Raw genomic sequence first — 23,527 nt, forward strand, 5'->3', positions numbered from 1 at the left:
CCTGGTCCCGTCCTGCGTTCCTGCGCCTGCGCGATCGGCCGGGTGCCGGGCCGTCAGGCGGCGACGGCGGCCAGGAGGGTGCGGGCGAGGCGGGCGGCGAAGCCCTCCGCATCCGGGCGCTCCCCCGTCGCGTCGTAGGCGAACGCGCGCTGCGCGCACGCGCCCAGCAGCAGCGAGGCGGCGGCGAACGTGTCCGCGTCCTTCCGTACCCGACCCGCGGTCTGCTCGGCGCGCAGGTAGGCCGCGAGCTGTTCGATCGGCACGTGCGGCCCCGCGCCCAGCTTCCGCAGGGCCTCGTCGTGCCGTCGCTTGAGCTGCGTCTCGGCGTACAGCGACGCCGCGATCGGGAAGCTCTCCTCGTAGAACAGGGCGGCCTGACGGGCGATCTCGGTGAGGTTGCCTTCCAGCGTGCCGCGTCCCGGCTCGTCGATCAGGCTGCTGAGCAGCGGGGTCAGCCGGGGCAGCCGTTCCGCGAGGACCCGGGTGAACAGCTCCTCCTTGCTCGCGAAGTACTTGTAGAGCGCGGCCTCGGAGCAGCCGGCCGCCTTGGCGATCTCCTTGGTGGTGGCGCGGGCCAGCCCGACGGTGAGCATCAGCTCGTGCGCGGCGTCGAGGATGCGGACACGAGCCGGTCGTCGCTCCATCGGTTCCCCCTCTTGACGGGTGAGTGAATGCTTACCCACTCTAGGGGAGACAGGGGTGAGTGAACACTCACCCACCGGATGTGGAGCAGGGGGCACGCCATGAGGTTCACCGTTTTCGGCGCTACCGGGGGCATCGGCCGGGAAGTGGTCCGTCAGGCCCTGGACGCGGGCCACGAGGTCACCGCCGTGGTGCGGGATCCCGCGGGGCTGGGCGTCACCGGCGAGCGGCTGGAGGTGGTCCGCGCCGACCTGACCGCCGCGGGCCCGCTGCGTGCCGCGGTGGCCGGCCGCGACGCGGTCCTGTCCGGCCTCGGCGCACGCCGTCGCAAGGACGCCGGCGTCGCCGCACGACTCACCCGCACCGTGCTGACGGCCCTGGAGGCGGAGGGCGTGCGCCGGCTGCTCGTGGTGAGCGCCGCCCCGGTCGGCCCGCCCGCCGAGGGCGACGGCGCCCTGGACCGCACGATGCGCTCGCTCGTCTCGGCGGCCCTGAAGGACGTGTACGCCGACCTGCGGGAGATGGAGGCCGAGCTGGCGCGCAGCGCCACGGACTGGACGGCCGTGCGCCCGCCGCGGCTTCAGAACAAGCCGCTCACCTGCTCCTACCGGACGTCCGTGGGCGGCTTCCCGCCCAGGGGCCGCTTCATCGGCCGCGCCGACGTGGCCCACGCGATGCTGACGATGGTGACGGACACGGGAACCGTGAAGCAGGGGGTGGGGGTGGCCTACTAGACCGGGGGCCGACCGGGCGGCGGACGGCCGGGGATCCAGGCCGGCGGTGACGCAGGACGGCGGTGACGCAGGGCCGGGGCGGGGCCGGGCCCTACAGCTCGACGCCCACCATCACCGGCTCGTTGACCAGTGTGACGCCGAACGCCTCACGCACCCCGGCGACCACCTCGCGGGCCAGTTCCAGCAGGTCGTCCGCGGTGGCCGTGCCCCGGTTGGTGAGGGCGAGGGTGTGCTTGGTGGAGATGCGGGCGGGCCCGTCGCCGTACCCCTTGGTGAAGCCCGCCTTGTCGATCAGCCAGGCCGCGGACGTCTTGGTCAGTCCCGGTCCGGCCGGGTAGGCGGGCGGTTCCACGGCCTCGCCGAGCCGCTCCCGCACGCGCGCGTGGAACGCGGCGAAGTCGGCGTCGGTGAGGATCGGGTTGGTGAAGAACGAACCGGCCGACCAGGTGTCGTGGTCCTCCGCGTCCAGGACCATGCCCTTCCCGGCGCGCAGCTTCAGCACGGTCTCGCGGGCGTCGGCCAGCGGAACGCGGTCCCCGGGCTCGACGCCCAGCGCCCGTGCCGTCTCGGCGTACTTCAGGGGCGCCGACAGTCCGCCCGCGTCCTCCAGCTCGAACCGGACGCGCAGCACGACGTACCGCTCGGGGTCGGACTTGAAGCGGCTGTGCCGGTAGGAGAAGGCGCACTCCTCACCGGTGAGCGCGACCGTCTCGCCCGCGCGGCGGTCGTAGGCGACGACCTCGGTGATCGTCGAGGAGACTTCCTGGCCGTACGCCCCGACGTTCTGGATCGGGGTGGCTCCCGCCGAACCGGGGATGCCGGCCAGGCACTCGACGCCGGCGAGCCCGGCCTCCACGGTGCGGGCGACGGCGTCGGTCCACACCTCCCCGGCGGCCAGTTCGAGCCGCGTCCCGACGAGCTCGTACCCGCGCGTGGCGATGCGCAGCACAGTGCCCGCGAAGCCCTTGTCGCCGATGACGAGGTTGGAGCCGCCGCCGACGATCAGCAGCGGGGTGCCGTCGGCGTCGGCCTCGCGCACGGCGGCGATCACCTCGGCGTCGGTCGTCGCGGTCACCAGCCTGGCGGCGGGACCGCCCAGCCGGAAGGTGGTCAGCGGGGCGAGGGGGGCGTCACGGAGTTCCTGCACGCGCCCAGCCTACGAGACGGGACCGACACCGGTCCGGCCAGGCGTCCGCCCGCCGGACCGGCCACCGGGGACGCGTAAGGGGCGTCCTCCATTGGAGAACGCCCCTTACCGTCGCCGCGCATACCCGCCGCCCGCTCCGCACTGCCGACGGCCTGCATCCAACGCGCCCTGCCGCCTACCGCGTACGTCTCGCCACGGCTACCGGCAGTCTCAGGCCAGTCGTACGACGGCGCGGGACATCCCGAGGACCTTGAGGCCGCCGCTGGTCACCGTCAGGTCGACCCGCACGGTGTGGTCGTCGAGCTTGGCGGCGACCTTGCCGCTCACCTCGATGACCGCGCCCTGGTCGTCGTTCGGGACGACGACGGGCTTGGTGAAGCGGACGCCGTAGTCCACGAGTGCGCCCGGGTCGCCGGTCCAGTCGGTGACGACGCGGATCGCCTCGGCCATGGTGAACATGCCGTGCGCGATGACGTCCGGCAGGCCCACCTCCTTGGCGAACTTCTCGTTCCAGTGGATCGGGTTGAAGTCCCCGGAGGCCCCCGCGTACTGCACGAGCGTGGCGCGGTTCACAGGGAAGGACCGGGCGGGCAGCTCGGTGCCGACCTCGACGTCGTCGTAAGCGATCTTCGCCGTCATCGTTTCCTCACGCCTTCCCGTCGGTGCGCGTCGGGGTTTGTGCGGATTCCGCGGGCTCGGCCGCGCGGGCGACGAGCTTGGTCCAGGCGGTCACGACGTGCTCGCCGGCCTCGTCGTGCACCTCGCCGCGGATGTCCAGGATGTCGTTGCCCGCCATGGACTTGACGGCCTCGATGGTCGAGGTGACCGTGAGCCGGTCACCGGCGCGCACCGGGCGCTTGTAGGCGAACTTCTGGTCCCCGTGCACCACGCGGCTGTAGTCGAGGCCCAGCTGGGGGTCCTGGACGACCTGCCCCGCCGCCTTGAACGTGATCGAGAACACGAACGTCGGCGGCGCGATCACATCCGGGTGCCCGAGGGCCTTGGCGGCGTCCGGGTCGGTGTACGCCGGGTGGGCGTCCCCCACGGCTTCGGCGAACTCGCGGATCTTCTCCCGGCCGACCTCATAGGGATCGGTGGGCGGGTAGGTCCGCCCGACGAAGGACTGGTCGAGTGCCATGGGCCTCGGCACCTCCTGATTTGCTCCGCGCCGCCAGGTACTGGGTAACTGCGTCGCTCTACTGACCGGTACGAGTCGCTCAACGACACGAGGCCGCCCCCGATCACTCGGGGACGGCCTCGCATACGAGCCTGATTTATCGCGTTTCGCGGTGCGCGGTGTGCGCGTTGCAACGCGGGCAGTGCTTCTTCATCTCCAGTCGGTCCGGGTTGTTACGCCGGTTCTTCTTGGTGATGTAGTTCCGCTCCTTGCACTCCACGCAGGCCAGCGTGATCTTCGGGCGGACGTCGGTGGCAGCCACAGGAGTGCTCCTTGACGAACGGATGGGACGATTAACGCATAAAAGAGTAGCCGATCGAAGGACCGACCCCACAATCGGCTACTGTCAGTAGCGGTGACCGGACTTGAACCGGTGACACAGCGATTATGAGCCGCTTGCTCTACCGACTGAGCTACACCGCTTTGATGGGATCGGGCCCCGCCTCGCGACGGGAACCTCACCCACCAGAGCCCCAATACGGAATCGAACCGTAGACCTTCTCCTTACCATGGAGACGCTCTACCGACTGAGCTATTGGGGCGAGCGATGAAGACATTACACGGTCCGCCGCCGTTCGCCCAAATCCGTTCTTCGGGCCCCTCCGGGACCGCTCGCAGGCCCGTCTGCCGAGGTCCCGGCGGCCTCCCGGGCCCCTCCCGCCCAGCGGGCCACACCGGTACGACTATTGCGCTCCTCCCCGTGCGCGCCGAACCGCCGTCCTAGGCTCGACTCACTCTGCGTGATCACGCGTCCCCGGCGACGCCTGCGTCCTCAGCGTGCGCTGCGCCACCGGCGCAGTCCCGAGCCCCTGGAGCGCGATGCCCGACAGCCAGCCGCAGCCGCCCCACTCGTGGTCGTCCTCCTCCGGCTCCTACGGTTCCTTCGGCCCCTCCGGCGACTCCGACGGCTCGACCGACCCGACGGCCCTGCTGCTGTGCGGGGCCCGTCTGACGGACGGCAGGACCGTGGACGTCCGGCTGGGCCGCGGACGCATCGAGGCGGTCGGCACGGCGGGCAGCCTGACGGCCGGCCAGGGCCGCTCCGGCACACCCGCCGGCGCCCGCGTGGACCTCGGCGGCTACCTGTTGCTCCCGGCCCCGGCCGAACCGCACGCGCACGCCGACACCGCGCTCACGGCCGACTCCGACGGCCCCGTCTCCCACGCCCCGCCGGACGTCCAGCGCCGCGCCACGGAAGCGGTGCTGGTGCAGCTGGGCCACGGCGCGACGGCCCTGCGCGCCCACGTCCACGTCGGCGACGTCCAGGGACTCGGTGCGCTGGCCGCCGTACTGCGCGCCCGGCGCTCGCTGCGCGGACTCGCGGAACTGACGACCGTGGCGATGCCCCGCGTGCTGACCGGCGTGGCGGGAGCCGACGGACTCGCCATGCTGCGCGACGCGGTGAAGATGGGCGCCTCGGCGGTGGGCGGCTGCCCGGACCTGGACCCCGACCCCATCGGCTACGTGGAGGCGGTGCTCGAAGTCGCCGCCGAGCACGGCTGCCCCGTCGACCTGCACACCGACGCCGCCGACCCCGCCCGTCTGGCCCGCCTCGCCGCGATGGCCGGCGGTCTGCGCCCGGGCGTCGCCCTCAGCCCCTGCGGCGGCCTCGACCGCCTCCCCGCCGACGCGGCCGGCCGCACCGCCGACCAACTCGCCGCCGCCGGTGTGACGGTGGTCTGCCTCCCCCAGGGCGGCTGCGCGGGCGTCGACGAGCGGGGCACGGCGCCCGTACGGCTGTTGCGCGCGGCCGGGGTGCGCGTGGCGGCCGGCAGCGGGGCGCTGCGCGACGTCGGCAACCCGGTCGGCCGCGGCGATCCCCTGGAGGCGGCCTACCTCCTGTCCTCCTGTCACGGCCTGCGCCCCGAGGACGCCTACGACGCCGTGAGCGGGTCCGCGCGCGCCGCTCTGGGCCTGCCCGAGGTACGCGTCGAGGCGGGCTTCCCGGCCGACCTCCTGGCCGTCCGCGGCGACCGCCTCGCGGGCGCCCTGTCGCTGGCGTACAGCAGGATCGTCATCCACCAGGGCCGCGTGGTCGCCCGCACGAGCGCGGTCCGCGAGTACTGCGACTCCGCGGCCTCCTCGGCCGCCTCGGAATCGGGCCTGCCGAGACAGGGGCGCGGACACCTCTCATGACCGAACCGCCCGCGCCGCAAAGCCTGCTGACCGGGCGTCGCGGGGATCCTCGCCGATACCGGTACGGGTACTGGTCCGTGGGGCGGATCGCGGGCCGCGGGTCGCGGGTCGCGCGGGTGGTGGCTCGCGGGTGGCTCGTGGGGCGGGGGCGCTGATCCATTCCCGGCCGGGCCATGCGGCGGACGCGGCTCGCCGGGCGTACGGTCGAAAGCATGCGCATTGTCATCGCTGGTGGTCATGGTCAGATCGCGCTGCGGCTGGAGCGTCTGCTCGCCGCGCGTGGGGACGAGGTCGCGGGGATCATCCGCAAGGCGGAACAGAGTGACGATCTGAGGGCGGCCGGCGCCGAACCCGTCGTCCTGGACCTGGAGTCGGCGTCCGTCGAGGAGGTCGCCGAGCAGCTGCGGGGCGCGGACGCGGCCGTGTTCGCGGCGGGCGCCGGCCCGGGCAGCGGGGTGGACCGCAAGGGCACCGTCGACAAGGGCGCCGCGGTGCTGTTCGCCGACGCCGCGGTGCGGGCGGGCGTGCACCGCTTCCTGGTCGTGTCGTCCATGGGCGCGGACGCCGGCCACAAGGGCGACGGGATCTTCGACGTCTACCTGCGCGCCAAGGGCGAGGCGGACGCGTACGTGCAGAGCCTGCCGTCCCTCGACTGGACGATCCTGCGCCCCGGCGCCCTCACGGACGACGCCGGCACCGGCCTGGTCCGTCTGGAGGCCCGTACGGGTCGCGGGCCCGTCCCCCGCGACGACGTGGCCGCCGTCCTGGCGGAACTCCTCGACACCCCGGCGACGTCCGGTCTCGTCCTCGAACTGATCAGCGGCTCCGCCCCGGTGGCGGTGGCGGTGAAGGCCGTGGCGGGGAACTGAGGCGGCGGCGCGCGGCAGATACTGCCGGTACGAGAAAAGCGCTAGAAGAGGGGCAGCTGGCCCGGGAACTCCGGCACCACGTAGCCGTCCAAGGACGGCTGCGCGGCGCCCAGTTGCGCCGTGCCGCGCGAGCCCGGGCAGGAGACCAGGCCCCGGCTCTCCCGCGCCCCCGGCGGGTCGTGCCGGGCGAACCGTCCGGCGACGACGGCGATCTCGCGACGGCACTCCGGACAGGTACGGCGACGGCTGGACGCGCTGGGCATGGGGCCAGTCTGCCCCAGTGGGCCACGCGGGTACCCCTGGCGGGACGCGCCCCGCTCACCGCGCGGAACCGCGCCGGCCTCCCTAGCATCCGTACACGTGGCACATACCTTCGAGGAACTCGTGCAGAAGCAACGCGCGGCCGACCAGGCACACGCGAGAGTCGAAGAGCTGCGGGACGCGTACGGCGCGCCCACGGCCACTCCCTGGTCGGAGATCCAGACCGACACCTACGAGACCGCATGGCGCGCCTGGCGGGACCTGGCCCGCGACGTCCAGGCCACGGTGACCGAGTACGCCAAGGACGAGAACAGACCGCGCAACGACGTCGAGGCGGAGGTGAAGAGGGCGGCGAAGACCCCCTCCGAGGAGGGATGAGGCCCGCGTTCCCTTTCCCGCCCCACCGTCTCCCCGCGCGCCCGTCATCAGGCATCCGTCATCCGTCATCCGGCACACACGAGAAGACCGAACGAAAAAACCCCTCCGCGCTGCGTTTCCGCAGTTCGGAGGGGTTCCTTCTCTCAGCGTGGCGGCGCCAGGATTCGAACCTGGGAAGGCTGAGCCGGCAGATTTACAGTCTGCTCCCTTTGGCCGCTCGGGCACACCGCCGGGGTTGCTGCCCATTCGAACCGCTTTTCGGCGGTGCTCCCTGGCAACGACGTAAACGATACCCGATGCGCAGGGGTGCTTCGCCACCTGATTCCTCGCCGCCCGGAGGGAGCGAGGTGGCTAGGCTTGTGCGGATGCGGCCCGGGACCATGCCGGGCTCGGCGGTCGCCCCGCGTGCGCCGATTCGCACCCGATACGCACCCTGATACAAGGAGCCACAGGACATGGCCGACTCCAGTTTCGACATCGTCTCGAAGGTCGAGCGGCAGGAGGTCGACAACGCCCTCAACCAGGCCGCCAAGGAGATCTCGCAGCGCTACGACTTCAAGGGCGTGGGCGCCTCGATCTCGTGGTCCGGTGAGAAGATCCTCATGGAGGCGAACTCCGAGGACCGGGTGAACGCCGTCCTCGACGTCTTCCAGTCCAAGCTCATCAAGCGCGGCATCTCGCTGAAGGCGCTGGACGCGGGCGAGCCCCAGCTCTCCGGCAAGGAGTACAAGCTCTTCGCGGAGATCAAGGAGGGCATCTCCCAGGACAACGCGAAGAAGGTCGCGAAGCTCATCCGCGACGAGGGCCCCAAGGGCGTGAAGGCCCAGGTCCAGGGCGAGGAACTGCGGGTCAGCTCCAAGAGCCGCGACGACCTGCAGACCGTCATCGCGCTGCTCAAGGGGCAGGACTTCGACTTCGCCCTGCAGTTCGTGAACTACCGGTAGTCCGACCTGAAGTACCGGCGGTACGGCGGAACGGCGGACCTACCGGTAGCCCGGCGCGGAGAACCACCGGAAACCCGACGTGCGCTGCCGGCCGTCCGACGGGTGGGCGCCTGCTCGATGCCCGCCCGTCGACGGCGCCTCCGGCCGCGCTCAGTCGCGCGAGTTGCCGAACAGCAGGCGGTAGACGATCAGCAGCACGAGCGAACCCCCGATGGCCGCGGCCCAGGTCGCGCCGTCGTAGAAGTCCTTGCTGACGGGGTGGTCCAGCCAGCGGGCCGATATCCAGCCGCCGATGAACGCGCCGGCGACGCCGATGAGGGTGGTGCCGATCAAGCCGCCCGGGTCCCGCCCCGGCAGCAGCACCTTGGCGATGATTCCGGCCAACAGCCCCAGGATGATCCAGCTGACGATGCTCATGCCCTGAACCTGCCCTTCCGTGCTGTGCCCGCGCTGTCCGGGCAGTGTGATCTCGCTCGCTGCGAGGCGGGCTGCGCCTGGCAGCCGCCACGTTCGTCAACGGCAGCAAGGCCGCCTGCCTCGCCCGCCGACCGCATCGCGGTGTCGACATCGATATCCCACCCGTGCCGGTGCCGGTAGCGGTATCTGCGTCGGCGGCTGTGGGCAGTGTCGGCGTCGCGCGGGTTCGCGCCGTGTTCGTCGGGACGACGTCATGACGGCGTCCAGCGGTTTCGTGGATCAGTAGGGTGCGGCGCATGACACAGCCAGGACCGGCCCCCGAGCTGCGGCGGACGCTGGGCGTCGGCGACGCCGTCGTCCTGGGCCTGGGCTCGATGATCGGCGCCGGGGTGTTCGCCGCCCTCGCCCCCGCGGCGCACGCGGCGGGCTCCGGGCTGCTGATCGGGCTTGCCCTCGCCGCGCTGGTCGCCTACTGCAACGCCATGTCGTCCGCCCGCCTGGCCGCCCTGTATCCGGCCTCCGGCGGCACGTATGTGTACGGACGTGAGCGGCTCGGAGCCTTTTGGGGTTACCTGGCCGGCTGGTCGTTCGTGGTCGGGAAGACGGCCTCCTGTGCGGCGATGGCGCTGACGGTCGGGGCGTACGTCTGGCCGGGGCGGGAGCACGCGGTCGCCGTGGCGGCCGTGGTGGCGTTGACGGCCGTGAACTACGGCGGCATCCAGAAGTCGGCCTGCTTGACAAGAGTGATCGTGGCGGTGGTCCTGGCGGTCCTCGCTTCCGTTGTGGTGGTGTGCCTGGGATCGGGCGCGTCCGAGGCCGGGCGGCTGGAGGTCGGCCTCTCCGGTGGTTTCGGCGGGGTGTTGCAGGCCGCCGGTCTGCTCTTCTTCGCGTTCGCCGGGTACGCGCGCATCGCGACACTGGGTGAGGAGGTGCGGTACCCGGAGCGCACCATTCCCCGTGCGATTCCCATGGCCCTGGGCATCGCCCTGCTCGTGTACGCGTGTGTGGCGGTGGCCGTCCTCTCCGTCTCAGGCGCCACCGCACTGGGGCAGGCGAGCGCGCCGCTGGCCGACGCGGTCCGGGCGGCGGGGGCGCCCGGCCTGGTGCCCGTGGTGCGCGTCGGCGCCGCCGTGGCCGCGCTGGGCTCACTGCTCGCCCTCATCCTGGGCGTCTCGCGGACCACCCTGGCCATGGCCAGGGACCGCCATCTGCCCCACGTCCTGGCCGTCGTTCACCCGCGCTTCCAGGTGCCCCACCGGGCCGAGCTGGCCGTGGGCGCGACGGTCGCGGTGCTGGCCGCCACGGTGGACGTGCGAGGCGCGATCGGGTTCTCCTCCTTCGGTGTGCTGGCCTACTACGCCGTGGCCAACGCATCGGCCTGGACGCTCGATTCGGCTCCTGTGAAGCGAGTTCTGCCCACCCTCGGGCTTCTGGGCTGCCTGATCCTCGCCTTCGCGCTGCCTGCGGTGTCGGTGGCAGCGGGGGCGGGGGTGCTCGCGGTGGGTGTGGTCGCGTACGGAGTGCGTCGACGGCTGACCGTCTGACCAACCGAGCAGGTAAGCGGGAAAGAGGGCGACCTGGGTCAGGCGGTCAGGCGGTCAGGCGGTCAGGCGGGTCCGGTGTGGTCGACGCGGCTCACGCGGTCGGCGACGGTCCCGTCGCCGCGCGTATGCGGAACTGGGTCCACGGAGTCAGGCTCATGTCCTCGTCCATGACGTCGTACCAGCCCGTGCCATCGAGCCATGCATGCAACCACTGGGTAAGGCTCGGAGCGTCGACGAACCACGCCTGATCGGGGTCCCCGGGGTTCGGCTCGAAGAGCAGGACGCTCGCCTCCGGGGAGCGGCAGTCCACGCAGGCGTACATGGCGCAGCCCCAGTGGGATATCGGCAGGACGCCTTCGGGCCATGGCCAGTCGGGATCCTGTCGCCCGCTCTCGCGGTTGGCGAGGTACTGGCTCACGGCGGCGGGTTCGCCGGACGGCGTGCTGTCCAGCAGGGGCAGCAGGCCGTACTCGGGGCCGAAGCCTCCGTCCCCTATGTGCAGGTAGAGATCGGCGAGCAGTGCGGGCAGGGGGAAGCCGAGGGCGGCCTCGGCCTGGGCGACGGTGGCCTCGCCCACGGGCTCGGGAAGCGAGGGCCGCCCCCACGGGCGGACGGTGGCCGCCTTGGCCGCCACCCTTTCCAGCAACTGCGCGTTCTCGGTCATGTGTTCATGATGCAAGCCGCCACTGACAACCGGGCCGGCCTGTGGACAACCCGCCGGTTGTGGACAACCCAGCCCCCCGGACGCGGCGGGACATCACCGACTCCCTCGCCTGCGGGGTCCCGTCTCCCGTCGCTGAAGCCGTGGCCCTCCCGGCCGGTGCCGCTGCCGCCGTGGCGGTCGTCGTCAGCGCGAGGCGAACGGCTGGTCGGTGGGAACGATTTCGCGGCCGAGCGGGAACAGCGAGACCGGGATCAGCTTGAAGTTCGCGATGCCGAACGGGATGCCGATGATGGTGACGCAGAGAAGGAAGCCCGTGACGATGTGACCGATGGCCAGCCACCAGCCGGCCAGGATCAGCCAGAGCACGTTTCCGAGGCAGGACGGCGCACCCGCCTCGCGGCGCTCGACGGTCGTGTAGCCGAAGGGCCAGAGAGCGAAGATCCCGATACGGAACGCGGCGACGCCGAACGGAATCCCGATGATGGTGATGCAGAGCAGCGCGCCCGCGAGCACGTAGCCGAGGAACAGCCAGAATCCGCTCAGGATCAGCCAGATGACGTTCAGAATGGTCTTCACTGGGGGCGACCTGCCATTTTCTCGAGCCGGGCGATGCGGTCCGCCATCGGCGGATGTGTCGAGAACATCTTGGAGAGTCCCTGACCAGGACGGAAGGGGTTCGCGATCATCATGTGACTCGCGGTCTCGATGCGGGGCTCCGGAGGCAGCGGAAGCTGTTTGGTGCCCGTCTCCAGCTTGCGCAGGGCGCTCGCGAGGGCCAGCGGATCGCCCGTGAGCTGGGCGCCGGAGGCGTCGGCCTCGTACTCCCGTGAGCGGCTGATGGCGAGCTGGATGAGACTCGCTGCGAGGGGGCCCAGGATCATGATCAGGAGCATTCCGAGGATGCCGGGGCCGTCGTCGTCGTCGGAGCGGCCGATCGGGATCAGCCAGGCGAAATTGACCAGGAACATGATCACCGAGGCCAGTGCGCCGGCGACGGAGGAGATGAGGATGTCGCGGTTGTAGACGTGGCTGAGCTCGTGGCCGATGACGCCGCGCAGTTCACGCTCGTCGAGCAGGCGCAGGATGCCTTCCGTGCAGCACACGGCGGCGTTGCGCGGGTTGCGGCCGGTCGCGAAGGCGTTGGGCGCCTCCGTCGGGGAGATGTAGAGGCGTGGCATGGGCTGGCGGGCCTGGGTGGAGAGGTCGCGGACCATCCGGTAGAGGGCGGGGGCCTCGAACTCGCTCACCGGGCGGGCGCGCATCGCGCGTAGCGCCAGTTTGTCGCTGTTCCAGTACGCGTACGCGTTGGTGCCGAGCGCGATCACGACCGCGACGACGAGCCCCATGCGGCCGAAGAAGCTGCCGATGACGATGATGAGTGCCGACAGCCCCCCGAGGAGTACTGCGGTCCTGAGCCCGTTGTGCCGGCGGTGCACGGTACGCCCTCCAAGTCGTGCAGCAGGGGAACCCTTTGCTTGCGGATCTCGCTTGTCTGCGGTGTCACCGGTGCTGTGGTGTCACTTCCAGTGCACCTTCCCGTAATGGTCAACGCCAGGCGGGAGGCACGAGTTCCCTTGTGCCCGTGGGCAGGGGTGTGGGCCGTCCGGGTGAGGACGGGGCGGTACGGGCGTGCGAAGCCTCAGAAAAGGCCGGTGTCGGCGAAGCGCAGGACCAGCTGGGGAGCTCCCGAGAGGGCGACGCCGACGGCCCCGGCGAGGGCGATCGCGGCGGTCAGGGGGGCGGGGAGGCGGTGCCCCTCGGCCTGGCCTTCGGGGCTCCTGAAGAGCAGGGCCGTCCACTGGAGGTAGTAGTACAGGGCGATCACGACGTTGACGGCCATGACGACCGCGAGCCAGCCGAGGCCCGCGTCGACGGCCGCCGAGAAGACGGTGACCTTCGCGAAGAGGCCGATGACGCCGGGCGGGAGTCCGGCCAGGCAGAGCAGGAAGAACGCCAGCAGCAGCGCCGTGAGGGGGTTCCTCGCGTACAGGCCCCGGTAGTCCTCGATGCGGTTCGCGGCGGCGGCCCGGCCGACCAGGGCGGCCACGGCGAAGGCGCCCAGGTTCACGGCGGCGTACATGAGGGCGTAGGCGACGGTCGAGCCGACGGCGTGCTCGGCGTCGTCGGAGTACGCGGCGGCGGCGATCGGGACGAGGAGGTAGCCGGCCTGTCCGACGGAGGACCAGGCGAGGAGGCGTACGGCGCTGTACGCGCGCGTGGTCTGCTGCCGGAGGGCGCCGACGTTGCCGACGGTCATGGTCAGGGCGGCCAGGGCGGCCAGGGCGGGGCCCCAGACGTCGGCGTACGAGGGGAACGCGACGACGGTGACGAGGATGAGGCCGGAGAAGCCGACCGCCTTGCCGACGACCGACAGGTACGCGGCGATGGGCAGGGGGGCGCCGACGTAGGTGTCGGGCACCCAGAAGTGGAAGGGGACGGCGGCCGTCTTGAAGGCGAAGCCGATGAGGGTGAGGACCACGCCGGTCTGGGCGAGCGTGTGCAGCCGGCCGTCGACGTGCTGGATCCGGTCGGCGACCTGGGTGAGGTAGAGGGTGCCGGTCGTCGCGTACACGAAGCTGATGCCGAGGAGGCTGACGGTGGTCGCGGTGACGGAGGACAGGAAGAACTTCAGAGCCGCTTCGGAGGACCTGCGGTCGCCGTGCCGGATGCCGACGAGGGCGAACGCGGGCAGGGAGGCGACCTCCAGGGCGACCACGAGGGTGGCGAGGTCGCGGGAGGCCGGGAGCAGGGCGGCGCCTGCGGCGGAGGACAGCAGCAGGAACCAGAACTCCCCCTCGGGGAGCCTCCCGCGCGCGTCCTTCAGGGCGGTGACCGACAGCAGGGCTGCCAGCAGCGCTCCTCCGAGCACCAGGAACTGGATGACGAGGGTGAAGCGGTCGACGGTGTAGCTGCAGGTGCTCGGCTGGCTGGTCAGGCAGAAGGTGGAGCGGTCTCCGTCCAGGAGGGGCAGGAGGAGTGCCGCGGAGGCCGCGAGGCCCGCGACCGAGAGCCACCCGAGGAGCGGTTTGCGGCCGTCGCCGACGAACAGGTCGGCGACGAGGACGACGAGGGCCACGACCGCGGTGAGGGTGGGTGGCGCGATGGCCTGCCAGTCGACGGACTGGACCGCCGACTCGGCCAGCGGCTGGACCGTGGAGGGGACCAGGGAGCTCATCGGGTGCCTCCTGCGAGGAGCTGCTGCACGGCCGGGTCGGTGAGGCCGAGGAGGACCTTGGGCCACAGGCCGGCGACGACGGTGAGGGCGACGAGCGGGGTCCAGGCCGCGAACTCGTAGGTCTGCACGTCGGCGAGGCGCGGGGCGTCCTGTGCGACGGCGCCCATGCAGACGCGGCGGACCACGGCGAGCAGGTAGGCGGCCGTCAGCAGGGTGCCGAACGCGGCGATCGCCGTGAAGGCGAGGTAGGCGGGACGGCTGAGGCCGGCGGCCGGGTCGAAGGCTCCGAACAGGGCCAGCATCTCGCCCCAGAAGCCTGCGAGCCCGGGCAGGCCGAGTGACGCGACGGCGGCGAAGGCGAGGAGGGCGCCGAGGCGGGGTGTCCTGCCGTACAGCGCGGCGCCGGTCTGTTCGGCGAGGGTGTCCAGGTCGGTGCTGCCGGTCCGGTCCTTCAGCGCTCCGACCAGGAAGAAGAGGAGGCCGGTGATGAGACCGTGGGCGATGTTGGCGAACAGCGCGCCGTTCACGCCGGTGGGGGTCATGGTGGCGATTCCGAGCAGGACGAAGCCCATGTGGCCGACGGAGGAGTAGGCGATCAGGCGCTTGAGGTCGCCCTTGGCGCCCGGCTTGGCGAGGGCCAGGCAGGCCAGGGAACCGTAGATGATCCCGACGACGGCGAGGGCGGCCAGGTACGGCGCGAAGGTCCGGAAGCCGTCGGGGGCGACCGGGAGCAGGATCCGGACGAACCCGTACGTTCCCATCTTCAGCAGCACACCGGCCAGCAGGACGGAGCCGACGGTCGGGGCGGCGGTGTGGGCGTCGGGCAGCCAGCTGTGCAGGGGCCACATCGGGGTCTTGACCGCGAGCCCGATCCCGATCGCCAGTACGGCGATGACCTGCACGGATGTGCTCAGCGACCGGCCGTTGTCAGTGGCGAGTGCCACCATGTCGAATGTGCCCGCCTTGAATCCGATCAGGAGCAGGCCGAGCAGCATGACCACGGATCCGAGCAGCGTGAAGAGGATGAACTTCCAGGCCGCCCGGGTCCGGCCTTCGCCGCCCCAGCGGGCGATGAGGAAGTACATCGGGATGAGCACCGTCTCGAAGGCGAGAAAGAACAGCAGCAGGTCGAGGACGGCGAAGGTCGCCAGGGTGCCGGACTCGAGCACGAGGACGAGCGCGACGAAGGCCTTGGGGGACGGTCCCTGGGGTTGCTTGAAGTAGGAGTAGAGCGCGCACAGGAAGGTCAGGAGCGCGGTCAGGACCAGCAGGGGGAGCGAGATGCCGTCGATGCCGAGGTGGATGCGCACGTTCAGTGCGGGGATCCAGCTGATGTCCGTGGTGGCCTGCATTTTCGACGGATGGTCGTGGTCGAAGCCCAGGGCCAGGACGATCGCCGCGACGAGGACGACGCCGGTGACCGTCACGCCGTGCCGTAGCACGGCCTGCTCGGGAGACTTCCCCCTCAGGCCGGGCGGGGCGGGCAGCAGGGCGGCGACGGCCCCGATAAGCGGGCCGACGACGATGAACGCCAGAAGGACCTGCATCACGGACTCGTTGATATCGATCACGCCTGCTCACGCTCCCGAGGCGACGAGAAGGGCGGCGACCGCGAGGACCACGGTGCCGGCGAGCAGCGCGCTCACATAGGTCTGGACGTTGCCGGTCTGGGCGCGCCGTACGGCGGCCCCCAGCCAGCGCGGCAGTGCACCCGCGCCGCGAACGTAGGTGTCCACGACCTCGCGGTCGAGGAACCGCACGAGGCTCGCGGCCGCCAGGACGGGGCGAACGAACGACGCCCGATAGACGGCGTCGACATGGAAGCCGGCAGCCGCGTGGCGGTGCAGCGGGCCGAGCAGCAGCCGTCCGGGGTCCGCCGGGTCGGGCGCGGAGGCCACGTCTCCGTAGGCGGGCTCGTGCGTCGCGATGGCCTCGGCCTCGACGTGGGCGGCGTCGCGTTCGGGATGGGCGGCGACCGCGCCCAGGGGGACGCGTGCGGTGAGCGCGGTGAGCCGGCGCCAGGCGGCGTAGGCGACGAGCCCGCCGGTCAGGGCCGCTCCGGTGCCGAGGACGGAGGTGGTGAGGGTCGGCGCGAGATCGTCGCCGTCGAACCAGTCGGGGAGCGTGCGGTAGGCGAGCCCGCCGAGGGCGAGGGAGGGGACGGCCAGAATCCACAGCACCACGTTCATGGTCAGGGGCTGGCGTCCGTGGTCGGGGGCTTCCTCGCCGCGGCCGCGGAACGCGAGCAGCCACAGCCGGGCCGCGTAGGCGGCGGTGAGGAGAGCGGTCAGCACACCGGCGACGAGGACGGTCCAGCCCGCGGCGACGGGGGCGGGTCCGGGGTGGCCGGAGGTGACGTGCTCGGCCGCGCCGAGGACCGACTCCTTCGAGAAGAAGCCGCTGAACGGCGGGATCGCGGCGAGCGCGAGGAGCGCCACGGTCATCGTCCAGTAGGCGTCGGGGACACGGGCGCTCAGGTTGCGCATGCGGGACATGGCGGCCAGCGAGTTGGTGCCGGCGGCGTGGATGATCACGCCTGCCGCGAGGAACAGCAGCGCCTTGAACGCGCCGTGCGACAGGAGGTGGAAGACGGCGGCGCCTCGGTCGCCGACGGCGAGCGCGCCGGTCATGTAGCCGAGCTGTCCCATCGTCGAGTAGGCGAGGACGCGCTTGATGTCGTCCTGGGCCAGGGCGGCCAGGCCCGAGCCGACCATCGTGACGGCGGCCATCACGGCGAGGACCGTCATCGCGGCTGCGGAGGCCTCGAACACCGGCAGGAGGCGTGCGACGAAGTAGACGCCGGCGGCGACCATCGTCGCGGCGTGGATCAGCGCGGAGACGGGCGTGGGGCCCGCCATCGCGTCCGGAAGCCAGGTGTGCAGCGGGAACTGGGCGGACTTGCCGGCCACGCCCGCGAGTAGCAGCAGGGCGACGACGGTCGGGTGGTCGAGTCCGCCGTGGGCGACCGTGCCGAGGATCTTCGTGATCTCGAAGGAGCCGGCGTCGGTGGCGAGGGCGAACAGACCGATCAGGAAGGGGACGTCGCCGAGTTTGGTGACCAGGAAGGCCTTGATGGAGGCGGCGCGGGCCTCCGGGGTCTCCCAGTAGTGGCCTACGAGGAAGTAGGAGCAGATGCCCATGACCTCCCAGCCGACCAGCAGCACGATCAGATCGCCGGAGTAGACGACCAGGAACATCGCGGCGGTGAAGAGGGAGACGAGCGCAGCGTACGAGGGGTAGCGCGGGTCATCGCGCAGATAGCCGGTGGAGTAGATCTGCACACAGGCGGCCACGAGACCGACGACCACCGCCACGAGGGCGGCGAAGCCGTCGATGTGCAGGGCGAGTTCGATCGGGACCGAGCCGGTGGGGGTCAGTTCGGTGACTGCGTCGACCGCGCCGTCTCCGCCCTGGCGCAGGGCGACGACGACGGCGAGTGCGAGGGCGGCGACGGTCGGCAGGACGGCCAGCGGCCGTACGAAACCGGGGGCGGTGCGGCCCAGGAGCAGGCCGGCGACCGCGCCCAGGAAAGGCAGGAGGGGGACGAGGACGGCGAGGGTGGTCGTGGTCACGCGGTGGCCTCAGCCTTCTCGGCGCCGGTTCCGGTCGCGGGGACGTCGGTGTCGGGGCCGCCCGCCGCGGAGTCCTCGTGGCTCTCGTGGCCCTCGGCGGTGTCGCGGAGCCGGTCGATGTCCGCAGTGCCGCGATTGCGGTGGACGGCGAGGACGATCGCCAGGCCGATGCCGATCTCGGCGGCGGCGATGGCGATGGTGAACAGGGTCAGGGCCTGGCCGGAATGAAGGGTCTCGTGGGCGGTCCTGCTGAGCCAGACGTCGAAGGCGACGAGGTTGAGGTTCACGGCGTTGAGCATCAGCTCGACCGACATCAGGATCAGGATCGCGTTGCGGCGGGCGAGGACGCCGTACAGGCCGGTGCAGAAGAGGAGCGCCGAAAGCACGGCGGGATAGACGAGGTGCATCAGCGGGCGCCTTCCTGATCGGCAGGGCCGTCACGGTCGTCGCGACCGCCTCGACCGCCCTGGTCGGGGTGGCGGTCCCGGTTCTCCTGGCCGGGGTGGCGGTCCCGGGCCAGTGAGGCACTCTTCGAAATTCCGTGACTTTCTGTAATCGTGCGGGAACTCCTGGTGGCGGGCCGTGCGTTCATGGGGGGAGAGCTCGAATCCGCCTTCGCCTTGCGGGACAGGACGATCGCCCCGACCAGGGCCGCGAGAAGAAGCACGGAGAGGGCCTCGAAGGGGAGGACCCAGTTCTGGAAGAGGCTCGCACCGGTGACCTCGGTCGAGCCGGCGGCGGGGCCGTCCAGGTCGATCCAGGTGGCGCGGAAGGCGTCGACGACCACCCAGACCAGCGCGGCTGCCGCTGCCGCGCCGACCGTGAGAGCCGCCCACCGATTCCCGGAGTCCGCGTCCGGGGAGCGGCCGATGGGGGCCTTGGTGAGCATCAGACCGAAGAGGAGGAGCACCACGACGGAACCGACATAGATGAGGACCTGCACCCAGGCGATGAACTCGGCGGTGAGAAGGAGGTACTCGACGGCGAGGCCGCCGAGGGCGACCACGAGCCACAGGGCCGCGTGCACCAGCTGCCTGGTGGTCACGGTGACGAGGGCGGCACCGAAGGTGAGAAGGCCGACGAGCAGGAAGGCGATCTCGACGCCGGTCGGGGAGAGGAAGCCCTGCGGGGCCTCGGCGAGGCTCACGCGTCCCCTCCTTCGCTTCCGCTTCCGGAAGGACCGGATGCGGTCGTGCCGGGACCGCCGGCACCACCCGGTCCGGAAGCCGGGGGCTCGGCGGACGTGGGCCCGGCGGCCGGGGGTTCGGCGGACTCGGCGCGGGCGGCCGCGGCGAGCTTCTCGGCCGACTTGCGGGCGGCGGTGATCTCCTTCGGCTCCTCGGCGGCGGGGTCCAGAGCGGGTGGGGCCGGCACGGTCCACATCCACTCGCGGAGCTTGTCCCGCTCGTGGGTGAGTTCGTGAATGTCCGTCTCCGCGTACTCGAACTCCGGAGACCAGAACAACGCGTCGAAAGGACAGACCTCGATGCAGATACCGCAGTACATGCAGAGCGAGAAGTCGATGGCGAAGCGGTCGAGCACGTTACGGCTGCGCTCGCGGCCGCCGGGGGCCGCGGGCGGGACCGTCTCCTTGTGGGAGTCGATGTAGATGCACCAGTCGGGGCACTCACGGGCGCAGAGCATGCAGACCGTGCAGTTCTCCTCGAACAGGCCGATCACGCCGCGCGTGCGGGGCGCGAGTTCGGGCTGGGCGTCCGGGTACTGCTCGGTGACGGTCTTGCGCGTCATCGTGCGGAGGGTGACGGCCAGGCCCTTGGCGAGGCCACTGCCAGGAAAGGGGGCCATGGTTACCGGATCACCACCTTGACGACGCCGGTGAGGGCGATCTGGGCGAGGGAAAGGGGGACGAGGAGGGTCCATGAGAGCTTCTGGAGCTGGTCCTCGCGCAGCCGCGGGTAGGTGACGCGCAACCAGATCACGACGAAGGCGAGGACGGCGGCCTTCAGCAGGGTCCACACCCAGCCGAGACCGTCGGCGCCCCAGGGACCGTGCCAGCCGCCCAGGAAGAGGACCGTGGTCAGTCCGCACAGGACGACGATCCCGGCGTACTCGGCGAGCAGGAACAGCGCGAAGCGCAGGCCGGTGTACTCGGTGTACGCACCGAAGATGATCTCCGAGTCCGCGACGGGCATGTCGAAGGGGGGCCGCTGGAGTTCGGCGAGGCCGGCGACGAAGAAGACGATCCCGCCGACGATCTGCCAGGGCAGCCACCACCACTCGAAGGCGTCGACGATGCCGGGCAGGGAGACCGTGCCGGCCGCCATCGCCACCGAGGCGGCGGTGAGCAGCATCGGCAGCTCGTAGGCCAGGAGTTGAGCGGCGGTGCGCAGACCGCCCAGAAGGGAGAACTTGTTGGCGCTGGCCCAGCCGGCCATGAGAGAGCCGAGCACACCGACGCCCATCACGGCGAGCACGAAGAAGATGCCCGCGTCGAGGACCTGCCCGACGGCCCCCTCGCCGGGGCCGATGGGGATGGCGAGCAACACGAGGAGATACGGCAGGAGGGCGACGGCCGGTGCGAGCTGGAAGATACGGCGGTCCGCACCCGCGGGGACGATGTCCTCCTTCTGCGCGAACTTCACGCCGTCCGCGACGAGCTGGGCCCAGCCGTGGAAGCCGCCCGCGTACATCGGTCCCAGACGGCCCTGCATATGGGCCATGACCTTGTGCTCGGTCTGACCGACGATCAGAGGGAGGGTGAGGAAGACGACGAACACGACGAGGAGTCGCAGGGTGACGTCGAGAGCGTCGTTCACTGCTGACCTCCTGCGGGGTCCTCGGGGGCGGAAGGTTCGGCGTCGGCGCGATTCGGCTGACTGTCGGCGGGAGCCGTCCGGCTGTCGGCGGCCGAAGGCTTCTCGACCGTGGGCTTCCCGGTGGGGGGCATCACGGCGGGAGCCGCCGGTGCCGGCTCACTGTCGCTCGACTCGCGGCCCGAACCCGGCTGCTGCGCAGGCGGCAGCTCCTGCTCCGGTGCCGGCTCCGGCGCCTGGTCCAGCTCCGGGACCTGGTCCGGCTCGGGCTCCGGTGCCTGACCCTCCGGCGCCTGTTGCGGCTCCGGTGCCTGTGCCTGTGCCTGTGCCTGTGCCTGCTTCTGGTCCTGTGCCTGATCCTGTGCCTGGTCCTGTGCAGGTTCCTGCTGCTCGTGATCCTGCTCCTGTGTCGGCTTCTGCTCCCGCTCGGGCGGGTCGTCGAAGGCCGGGCGGGCGTGGTGCCACGGGGCGTCGGAGCTGCGGGGGGCCGTCGCGGGGCGCGCAGGGGCGGCGGGAGACGAGGCCTGCGGCCTGCTTCGCTGTGAGGCCGAACCCTGGGAGGCGGACCGGGCACGGCGCGGGCCCGCAGAAGGCTTCGCGGTCGGCTCGCTCCCGACCACTGCATCGGCGGCCTTGGCCTCGGCCGCTCCTGCTGCTCCCGTCTCCGTGCCACCGGTGGCGTCAGGCGTTGCCGTGGTCTCGGTGGCTCCCACGGCCCGCTGGGAGGCGGAGCCCGCTCCGGCGCTCCGGGTGCGGCGGGGGGTGCCGGAGGGCGTGGCCGTGGACGGGGGGGTCTGCGGCATGGTCGGTGTCGAGGGCGCCTCGGGGGCCGTCGCGGGCTGGCTCGCGGAGCCTTCGGCCGCCGTGCGGGCGCGCCGGGCCGGGCGGTCGGCCGCGGGGCGGGCCGGGCGCTCGCCGGCCGTGCGGCCTGCCGCCGCGGTGCGGGCCGGGCGGCTCGGGGCCGGTGGGAGCTGGCCCTTCAGGGGGCCCCATTCGTTGGGGTCGGGGACGCCCGGAGGGAGCATCTGGCGTCGCTTGGGGCCGCCGTGCTCGGACTCGCCGGGTTCCTTCGCGCCGGGCCAGGCCTTGGCGACGCGGGCCGCCAGGACGAAGTCCTTGCGCAGGGGGTGGCCTTCGAAGGTTTCCGGGAGGAGGAGGTGGTCGAGGGCGGGGTGGCCCTCGAAGGTGACGCCGAACATTTCGTGCGTCTCGCGTTCGTGCCAGGCGGCGCCGGCGTAGACGTCGACGGCGGTGGCGAGGGCCGGCGTCTCGTGCGGGATCGTCGTGCGCACGAGGAGACGGCGGACGGGGGCCAGGGCCACGACGTGGGCGGAGACGCGGAAGCCGGTGCCGGGTTCGTCGACCGCGCTCAGCCAGTCGAAGTAGGTGCAGGACAGGCGGTCGCGGGCCACGCGCAGGGCGTCGGTCCAGGACGCGGCAGGGACGTCGACGGTGAGGACGTCGTACGACTGCTCGGCTGTGGCCTGGGAACCGAAGAGTTCCTCGACGGGGGCGGGCAGCCAGCCGACCGTGCTCATCGGTCCTCCTCGGAGGTGCCCGGAGCAGAGTCGGGAGCCGTCGGCTCGGCAAGGTTCGCGGACTCGGAGGTCGTGGCAGTCGTAGCCGGCGCGGAAGGCGTGGCAGTCGGGGCCGTCGCGGCTGGTGTGGCTGTGCCGGTCGGCGGAGGCGGGGGGCTCAGCAGGCCGCTCTGCAGGGCCGCCGGGGTCGGGCGCGGCGCCGAGGCGCCGTAGCGCTCGTCGAGCGACTCGCGTGCGATCTTCTCCTGGAGCTTGAGGATGCCCTGGAGCAGCGCCTCGGGGCGCGGCGGGCAGCCCGGCACGTAGACGTCCACCGGGATGATCTGGTCGACGCCCTTGGTGACGGAGTAGGAGTCCCAGTAGGGGCCGCCGCAGTTGCTGCACGCGCCGAAGGAGATGACGTACTTCGGTTCGGGCATCTGCTCGTAGAGGCGCTTCACCGCCGGGGCCATCTTGTCGGTGACGGTGCCGGAGACCACCATCAGGTCCGCCTGGCGCGGGCCAGGAGCGAAGGGGATGACGCCGAGGCGGATGAAGTCGTGGCGGGCCATCGACGCGGCGATGAACTCGATCGCGCAGCAGGCCAGGCCGAAGTTGAAGACCCACAGCGAGTAGCGGCGGCCCCAGTTGAGGACCACCTTCATCGGTTCGGGGGCGAGGCGGGCCAGGGCGCCGAGTCGCTTCGGCTCGGGCAGGAGCACGGGGGTCGCGGGCGGCTGCTCCGGCAGGCCGGCGGGCGACGGGTTGGCTTCCGGCGTCACGTCCATGTCAGGACGCCCTTCTTGTAGGCGTACAGCAGGCCCACGGCCAGGAAGCCGAGGAACACGAACATCTCCACGAGGGTGGCCGCTCCGTAGCCGGGGGCCGCGAAGACGGTCGCCCAGGGGAAGAGGAAGATCGAGTCGACCGCGAAGATCACGTACAGGAAGGCGTAGACGTAGTAGCGGACCTGGGTGTGGGCCCAGCCCTCGCCGACGGGGTCGACGCCGCACTCGTAGGTCAGGAGTTTCTCCGGCGTGGGGACCACCGGGCGCAGGAGACGTCCCGCGCCGAAGGCGACGGCCACGAACAGCACGCCGACGACGGCGAGCAGCCCGACGACGGAGTAGGACTGGAAGTAGTCCGCCGCGGCCTCCGCCGCGACATCGACGGTCGGTTCCCGCACGTCCGTCCCCTCGCTCCCTGACCTCGGCCACAGTGGCCGTCGGGGCGGTCCTCGCGGTGGTCTCCGCGACGGCCGGCCCGTTCGACGATCTGTACGCACGGGAGTCTAGGCCCTGATAAAGGGACAGTAAGCAGCCCGTCACCGGTCGGGATGCGGGACCGGCGGTGGGACCGGCACGGGACCACGCGTGGGACGGGACGTGGGACCGGCCGTGCGACCGCGCATCGGCCGGGTGTGGGGCGGGAGGTGCGGCCGGGCGCGGGACCGGATGCGACGCGGCGGGCGCGACCGGGCGCGGGCTCCGATGTGAGCTGCGCCTGGCGTCGGGCGTGAGGGAGGAAGGAAGGCAGGGCCGGTGTTGCGGTGGCGGTGGCGGGGCGGGGGTTTTCC

Annotated in this window: 26 protein-coding genes and 3 tRNA genes; 6 read left to right on the forward strand and 23 right to left on the reverse strand. The window is 71.7% G+C overall.

Annotation, left to right across the window (positions count from 1 at the left end; all coding sequences use genetic code 11):
- Positions 1–53: 53 nt before the first annotated feature.
- Positions 54–644: a TetR/AcrR family transcriptional regulator gene (locus tag ACGFSH_RS09800; protein ID WP_393346637.1), complete on the reverse strand. Its 591-nt coding sequence runs from the start codon at positions 642–644 to the stop codon at positions 54–56.
- Between the two features lie 99 nt (positions 645–743).
- Between ACGFSH_RS09800 and ACGFSH_RS09805 the strand changes: the two genes are divergently transcribed.
- Positions 744–1,376, forward strand: a complete 633-nt coding sequence (locus ACGFSH_RS09805) for an NAD(P)-dependent oxidoreductase (protein WP_393346639.1) — start codon at positions 744–746, stop codon at positions 1,374–1,376.
- A gap of 91 nt (positions 1,377–1,467) precedes the next feature.
- On the opposite strand, the gene ACGFSH_RS09810 is transcribed toward ACGFSH_RS09805, so the two are convergent.
- The 6 genes from ACGFSH_RS09810 to ACGFSH_RS09835 all read right to left on the reverse strand — a co-directional run bounded on the left by ACGFSH_RS09810 (position 1,468) and on the right by ACGFSH_RS09835 (position 4,242).
- Positions 1,468–2,523 carry a UDP-N-acetylmuramate dehydrogenase gene (locus tag ACGFSH_RS09810; RefSeq protein WP_393346641.1) on the reverse strand — a complete coding sequence of 352 codons (1,056 nt, stop codon included), beginning with the start codon at positions 2,521–2,523 and terminating at the stop codon, positions 1,468–1,470.
- Between the two features lie 210 nt (positions 2,524–2,733).
- The gene (locus tag ACGFSH_RS09815) at positions 2,734–3,162 is read right to left on the reverse strand and encodes a MaoC family dehydratase (protein ID WP_329412664.1); all 429 of its coding nucleotides are present in this window, start codon (positions 3,160–3,162) and stop codon (positions 2,734–2,736) included.
- Positions 3,163–3,169: 7 nt separating this feature from the next.
- Complete coding sequence (locus tag ACGFSH_RS09820) at positions 3,170–3,661, reverse strand: MaoC family dehydratase N-terminal domain-containing protein (RefSeq protein ID WP_393346643.1); 492 nt, start codon at positions 3,659–3,661, stop codon at positions 3,170–3,172.
- Positions 3,662–3,797: 136 nt separating this feature from the next.
- Positions 3,798–3,962, reverse strand: coding sequence for a 50S ribosomal protein L33 (gene rpmG / locus ACGFSH_RS09825; RefSeq protein ID WP_003948671.1), 165 nt, complete (start codon positions 3,960–3,962; stop codon positions 3,798–3,800).
- Positions 3,963–4,050: 88 nt separating this feature from the next.
- A tRNA-Met gene (locus ACGFSH_RS09830) sits at positions 4,051–4,123 on the reverse strand.
- 46 nt (positions 4,124–4,169) lie between these two features.
- A tRNA-Thr gene (locus ACGFSH_RS09835) sits at positions 4,170–4,242 on the reverse strand.
- A gap of 277 nt (positions 4,243–4,519) precedes the next feature.
- On the opposite strand from ACGFSH_RS09835, the gene ACGFSH_RS09840 reads away from it, so the two are divergent.
- On the forward strand, positions 4,520–5,836 hold the full coding sequence (locus tag ACGFSH_RS09840) for an amidohydrolase family protein (RefSeq protein WP_393346645.1): 1,317 nt from the start codon (positions 4,520–4,522) through the stop codon (positions 5,834–5,836).
- Positions 5,837–6,048: 212 nt separating this feature from the next.
- Positions 6,049–6,705 carry an SDR family oxidoreductase gene (locus ACGFSH_RS09845; protein WP_393346647.1) on the forward strand — a complete coding sequence of 219 codons (657 nt, stop codon included), beginning with the start codon at positions 6,049–6,051 and terminating at the stop codon, positions 6,703–6,705.
- A 41-nt stretch (positions 6,706–6,746) separates the two neighbouring features.
- Here ACGFSH_RS09845 and ACGFSH_RS09850 read toward each other — a convergent pair whose 3' ends face one another.
- Complete coding sequence (locus ACGFSH_RS09850) at positions 6,747–6,968, reverse strand: hypothetical protein (RefSeq protein WP_329412656.1); 222 nt, start codon at positions 6,966–6,968, stop codon at positions 6,747–6,749.
- A gap of 97 nt (positions 6,969–7,065) precedes the next feature.
- On the opposite strand from ACGFSH_RS09850, the gene ACGFSH_RS09855 reads away from it, so the two are divergent.
- Positions 7,066–7,344 (forward strand): hypothetical protein, encoded by a 279-nt coding sequence (locus ACGFSH_RS09855; protein ID WP_393346649.1) that lies wholly within the window; start codon positions 7,066–7,068, stop codon positions 7,342–7,344.
- A 149-nt stretch (positions 7,345–7,493) separates the two neighbouring features.
- Here ACGFSH_RS09855 and ACGFSH_RS09860 read toward each other — a convergent pair.
- Positions 7,494–7,575, reverse strand: a tRNA-Tyr gene (locus tag ACGFSH_RS09860).
- 224 nt (positions 7,576–7,799) lie between these two features.
- On the opposite strand from ACGFSH_RS09860, the gene ACGFSH_RS09865 reads away from it, so the two are divergent.
- Positions 7,800–8,288 (forward strand): YajQ family cyclic di-GMP-binding protein, encoded by a 489-nt coding sequence (locus tag ACGFSH_RS09865; protein WP_069770430.1) that lies wholly within the window; start codon positions 7,800–7,802, stop codon positions 8,286–8,288.
- Between the two features lie 150 nt (positions 8,289–8,438).
- On the opposite strand, the gene ACGFSH_RS09870 is transcribed toward ACGFSH_RS09865, so the two are convergent.
- Positions 8,439–8,705 carry a GlsB/YeaQ/YmgE family stress response membrane protein gene (locus ACGFSH_RS09870; RefSeq protein ID WP_329412652.1) on the reverse strand — a complete coding sequence of 89 codons (267 nt, stop codon included), beginning with the start codon at positions 8,703–8,705 and terminating at the stop codon, positions 8,439–8,441.
- A gap of 296 nt (positions 8,706–9,001) precedes the next feature.
- Here ACGFSH_RS09870 and ACGFSH_RS09875 point away from each other — a divergent pair, with 296 nt between their 5' ends.
- Positions 9,002–10,249, forward strand: a complete 1,248-nt coding sequence (locus ACGFSH_RS09875; RefSeq protein WP_393346651.1) for an APC family permease — start codon at positions 9,002–9,004, stop codon at positions 10,247–10,249.
- A gap of 91 nt (positions 10,250–10,340) precedes the next feature.
- Here ACGFSH_RS09875 and ACGFSH_RS09880 read toward each other — a convergent pair whose 3' ends face one another.
- The 13 genes from ACGFSH_RS09880 to ACGFSH_RS09940 all read right to left on the reverse strand — a co-directional run bounded on the left by ACGFSH_RS09880 (position 10,341) and on the right by ACGFSH_RS09940 (position 23,137).
- Positions 10,341–10,913 (reverse strand): SMI1/KNR4 family protein, encoded by a 573-nt coding sequence (locus ACGFSH_RS09880; protein ID WP_393346653.1) that lies wholly within the window; start codon positions 10,911–10,913, stop codon positions 10,341–10,343.
- 183 nt (positions 10,914–11,096) lie between these two features.
- Positions 11,097–11,489, reverse strand: a complete 393-nt coding sequence (locus ACGFSH_RS09885; RefSeq protein WP_393346655.1) for a YccF domain-containing protein — start codon at positions 11,487–11,489, stop codon at positions 11,097–11,099.
- The gene (htpX, locus tag ACGFSH_RS09890; RefSeq protein WP_393346657.1) at positions 11,486–12,349 is read right to left on the reverse strand and encodes a zinc metalloprotease HtpX; all 864 of its coding nucleotides are present in this window, start codon (positions 12,347–12,349) and stop codon (positions 11,486–11,488) included. Before htpX ends, ACGFSH_RS09885 begins: the two co-directional genes overlap by 4 nt.
- Before the next feature lie 203 nt (positions 12,350–12,552).
- Positions 12,553–14,088, reverse strand: a complete 1,536-nt coding sequence (locus ACGFSH_RS09895) for an NADH-quinone oxidoreductase subunit N (protein ID WP_393346659.1) — start codon at positions 14,086–14,088, stop codon at positions 12,553–12,555.
- On the reverse strand, positions 14,085–15,659 hold the full coding sequence (locus tag ACGFSH_RS09900; protein WP_393346661.1) for a NuoM family protein: 1,575 nt from the start codon (positions 15,657–15,659) through the stop codon (positions 14,085–14,087). Before ACGFSH_RS09900 ends, ACGFSH_RS09895 begins: the two co-directional genes overlap by 4 nt.
- Before the next feature lie 6 nt (positions 15,660–15,665).
- Positions 15,666–17,660 carry an NADH-quinone oxidoreductase subunit L gene (locus ACGFSH_RS09905; RefSeq protein WP_393346663.1) on the reverse strand — a complete coding sequence of 665 codons (1,995 nt, stop codon included), beginning with the start codon at positions 17,658–17,660 and terminating at the stop codon, positions 15,666–15,668.
- Positions 17,657–18,067 (reverse strand): NADH-quinone oxidoreductase subunit NuoK, encoded by a 411-nt coding sequence (gene nuoK, locus ACGFSH_RS09910; protein ID WP_393346664.1) that lies wholly within the window; start codon positions 18,065–18,067, stop codon positions 17,657–17,659. The genes ACGFSH_RS09905 and nuoK overlap by 4 nt, the downstream gene beginning before the upstream one ends.
- Positions 18,067–18,807: an NADH-quinone oxidoreductase subunit J gene (locus ACGFSH_RS09915; protein WP_393346666.1), complete on the reverse strand. Its 741-nt coding sequence runs from the start codon at positions 18,805–18,807 to the stop codon at positions 18,067–18,069. Before ACGFSH_RS09915 ends, nuoK begins: the two co-directional genes overlap by 1 nt.
- Complete coding sequence (locus ACGFSH_RS09920; protein WP_393346668.1) at positions 18,804–19,466, reverse strand: NuoI/complex I 23 kDa subunit family protein; 663 nt, start codon at positions 19,464–19,466, stop codon at positions 18,804–18,806. The genes ACGFSH_RS09915 and ACGFSH_RS09920 overlap by 4 nt, the downstream gene beginning before the upstream one ends.
- A gap of 2 nt (positions 19,467–19,468) precedes the next feature.
- Positions 19,469–20,437, reverse strand: a complete 969-nt coding sequence (locus tag ACGFSH_RS09925; RefSeq protein ID WP_393346670.1) for an NADH-quinone oxidoreductase subunit H — start codon at positions 20,435–20,437, stop codon at positions 19,469–19,471.
- Complete coding sequence (locus tag ACGFSH_RS09930; protein ID WP_393346672.1) at positions 20,434–21,972, reverse strand: NADH-quinone oxidoreductase subunit C; 1,539 nt, start codon at positions 21,970–21,972, stop codon at positions 20,434–20,436. Before ACGFSH_RS09930 ends, ACGFSH_RS09925 begins: the two co-directional genes overlap by 4 nt.
- On the reverse strand, positions 21,969–22,739 hold the full coding sequence (locus tag ACGFSH_RS09935) for an NADH-quinone oxidoreductase subunit B (protein ID WP_393346674.1): 771 nt from the start codon (positions 22,737–22,739) through the stop codon (positions 21,969–21,971). Before ACGFSH_RS09935 ends, ACGFSH_RS09930 begins: the two co-directional genes overlap by 4 nt.
- On the reverse strand, positions 22,730–23,137 hold the full coding sequence (locus tag ACGFSH_RS09940) for an NADH-quinone oxidoreductase subunit A (RefSeq protein WP_351351519.1): 408 nt from the start codon (positions 23,135–23,137) through the stop codon (positions 22,730–22,732). The genes ACGFSH_RS09935 and ACGFSH_RS09940 overlap by 10 nt, the downstream gene beginning before the upstream one ends.
- Positions 23,138–23,527 lie beyond the last annotated feature (390 nt).

Origin of the sequence: Streptomyces sp. NPDC048481 (assembly GCF_043200075.1) — a bacterium.
Taxonomy (GTDB): Bacteria; Actinomycetota; Actinomycetes; order Streptomycetales; family Streptomycetaceae; genus Streptomyces.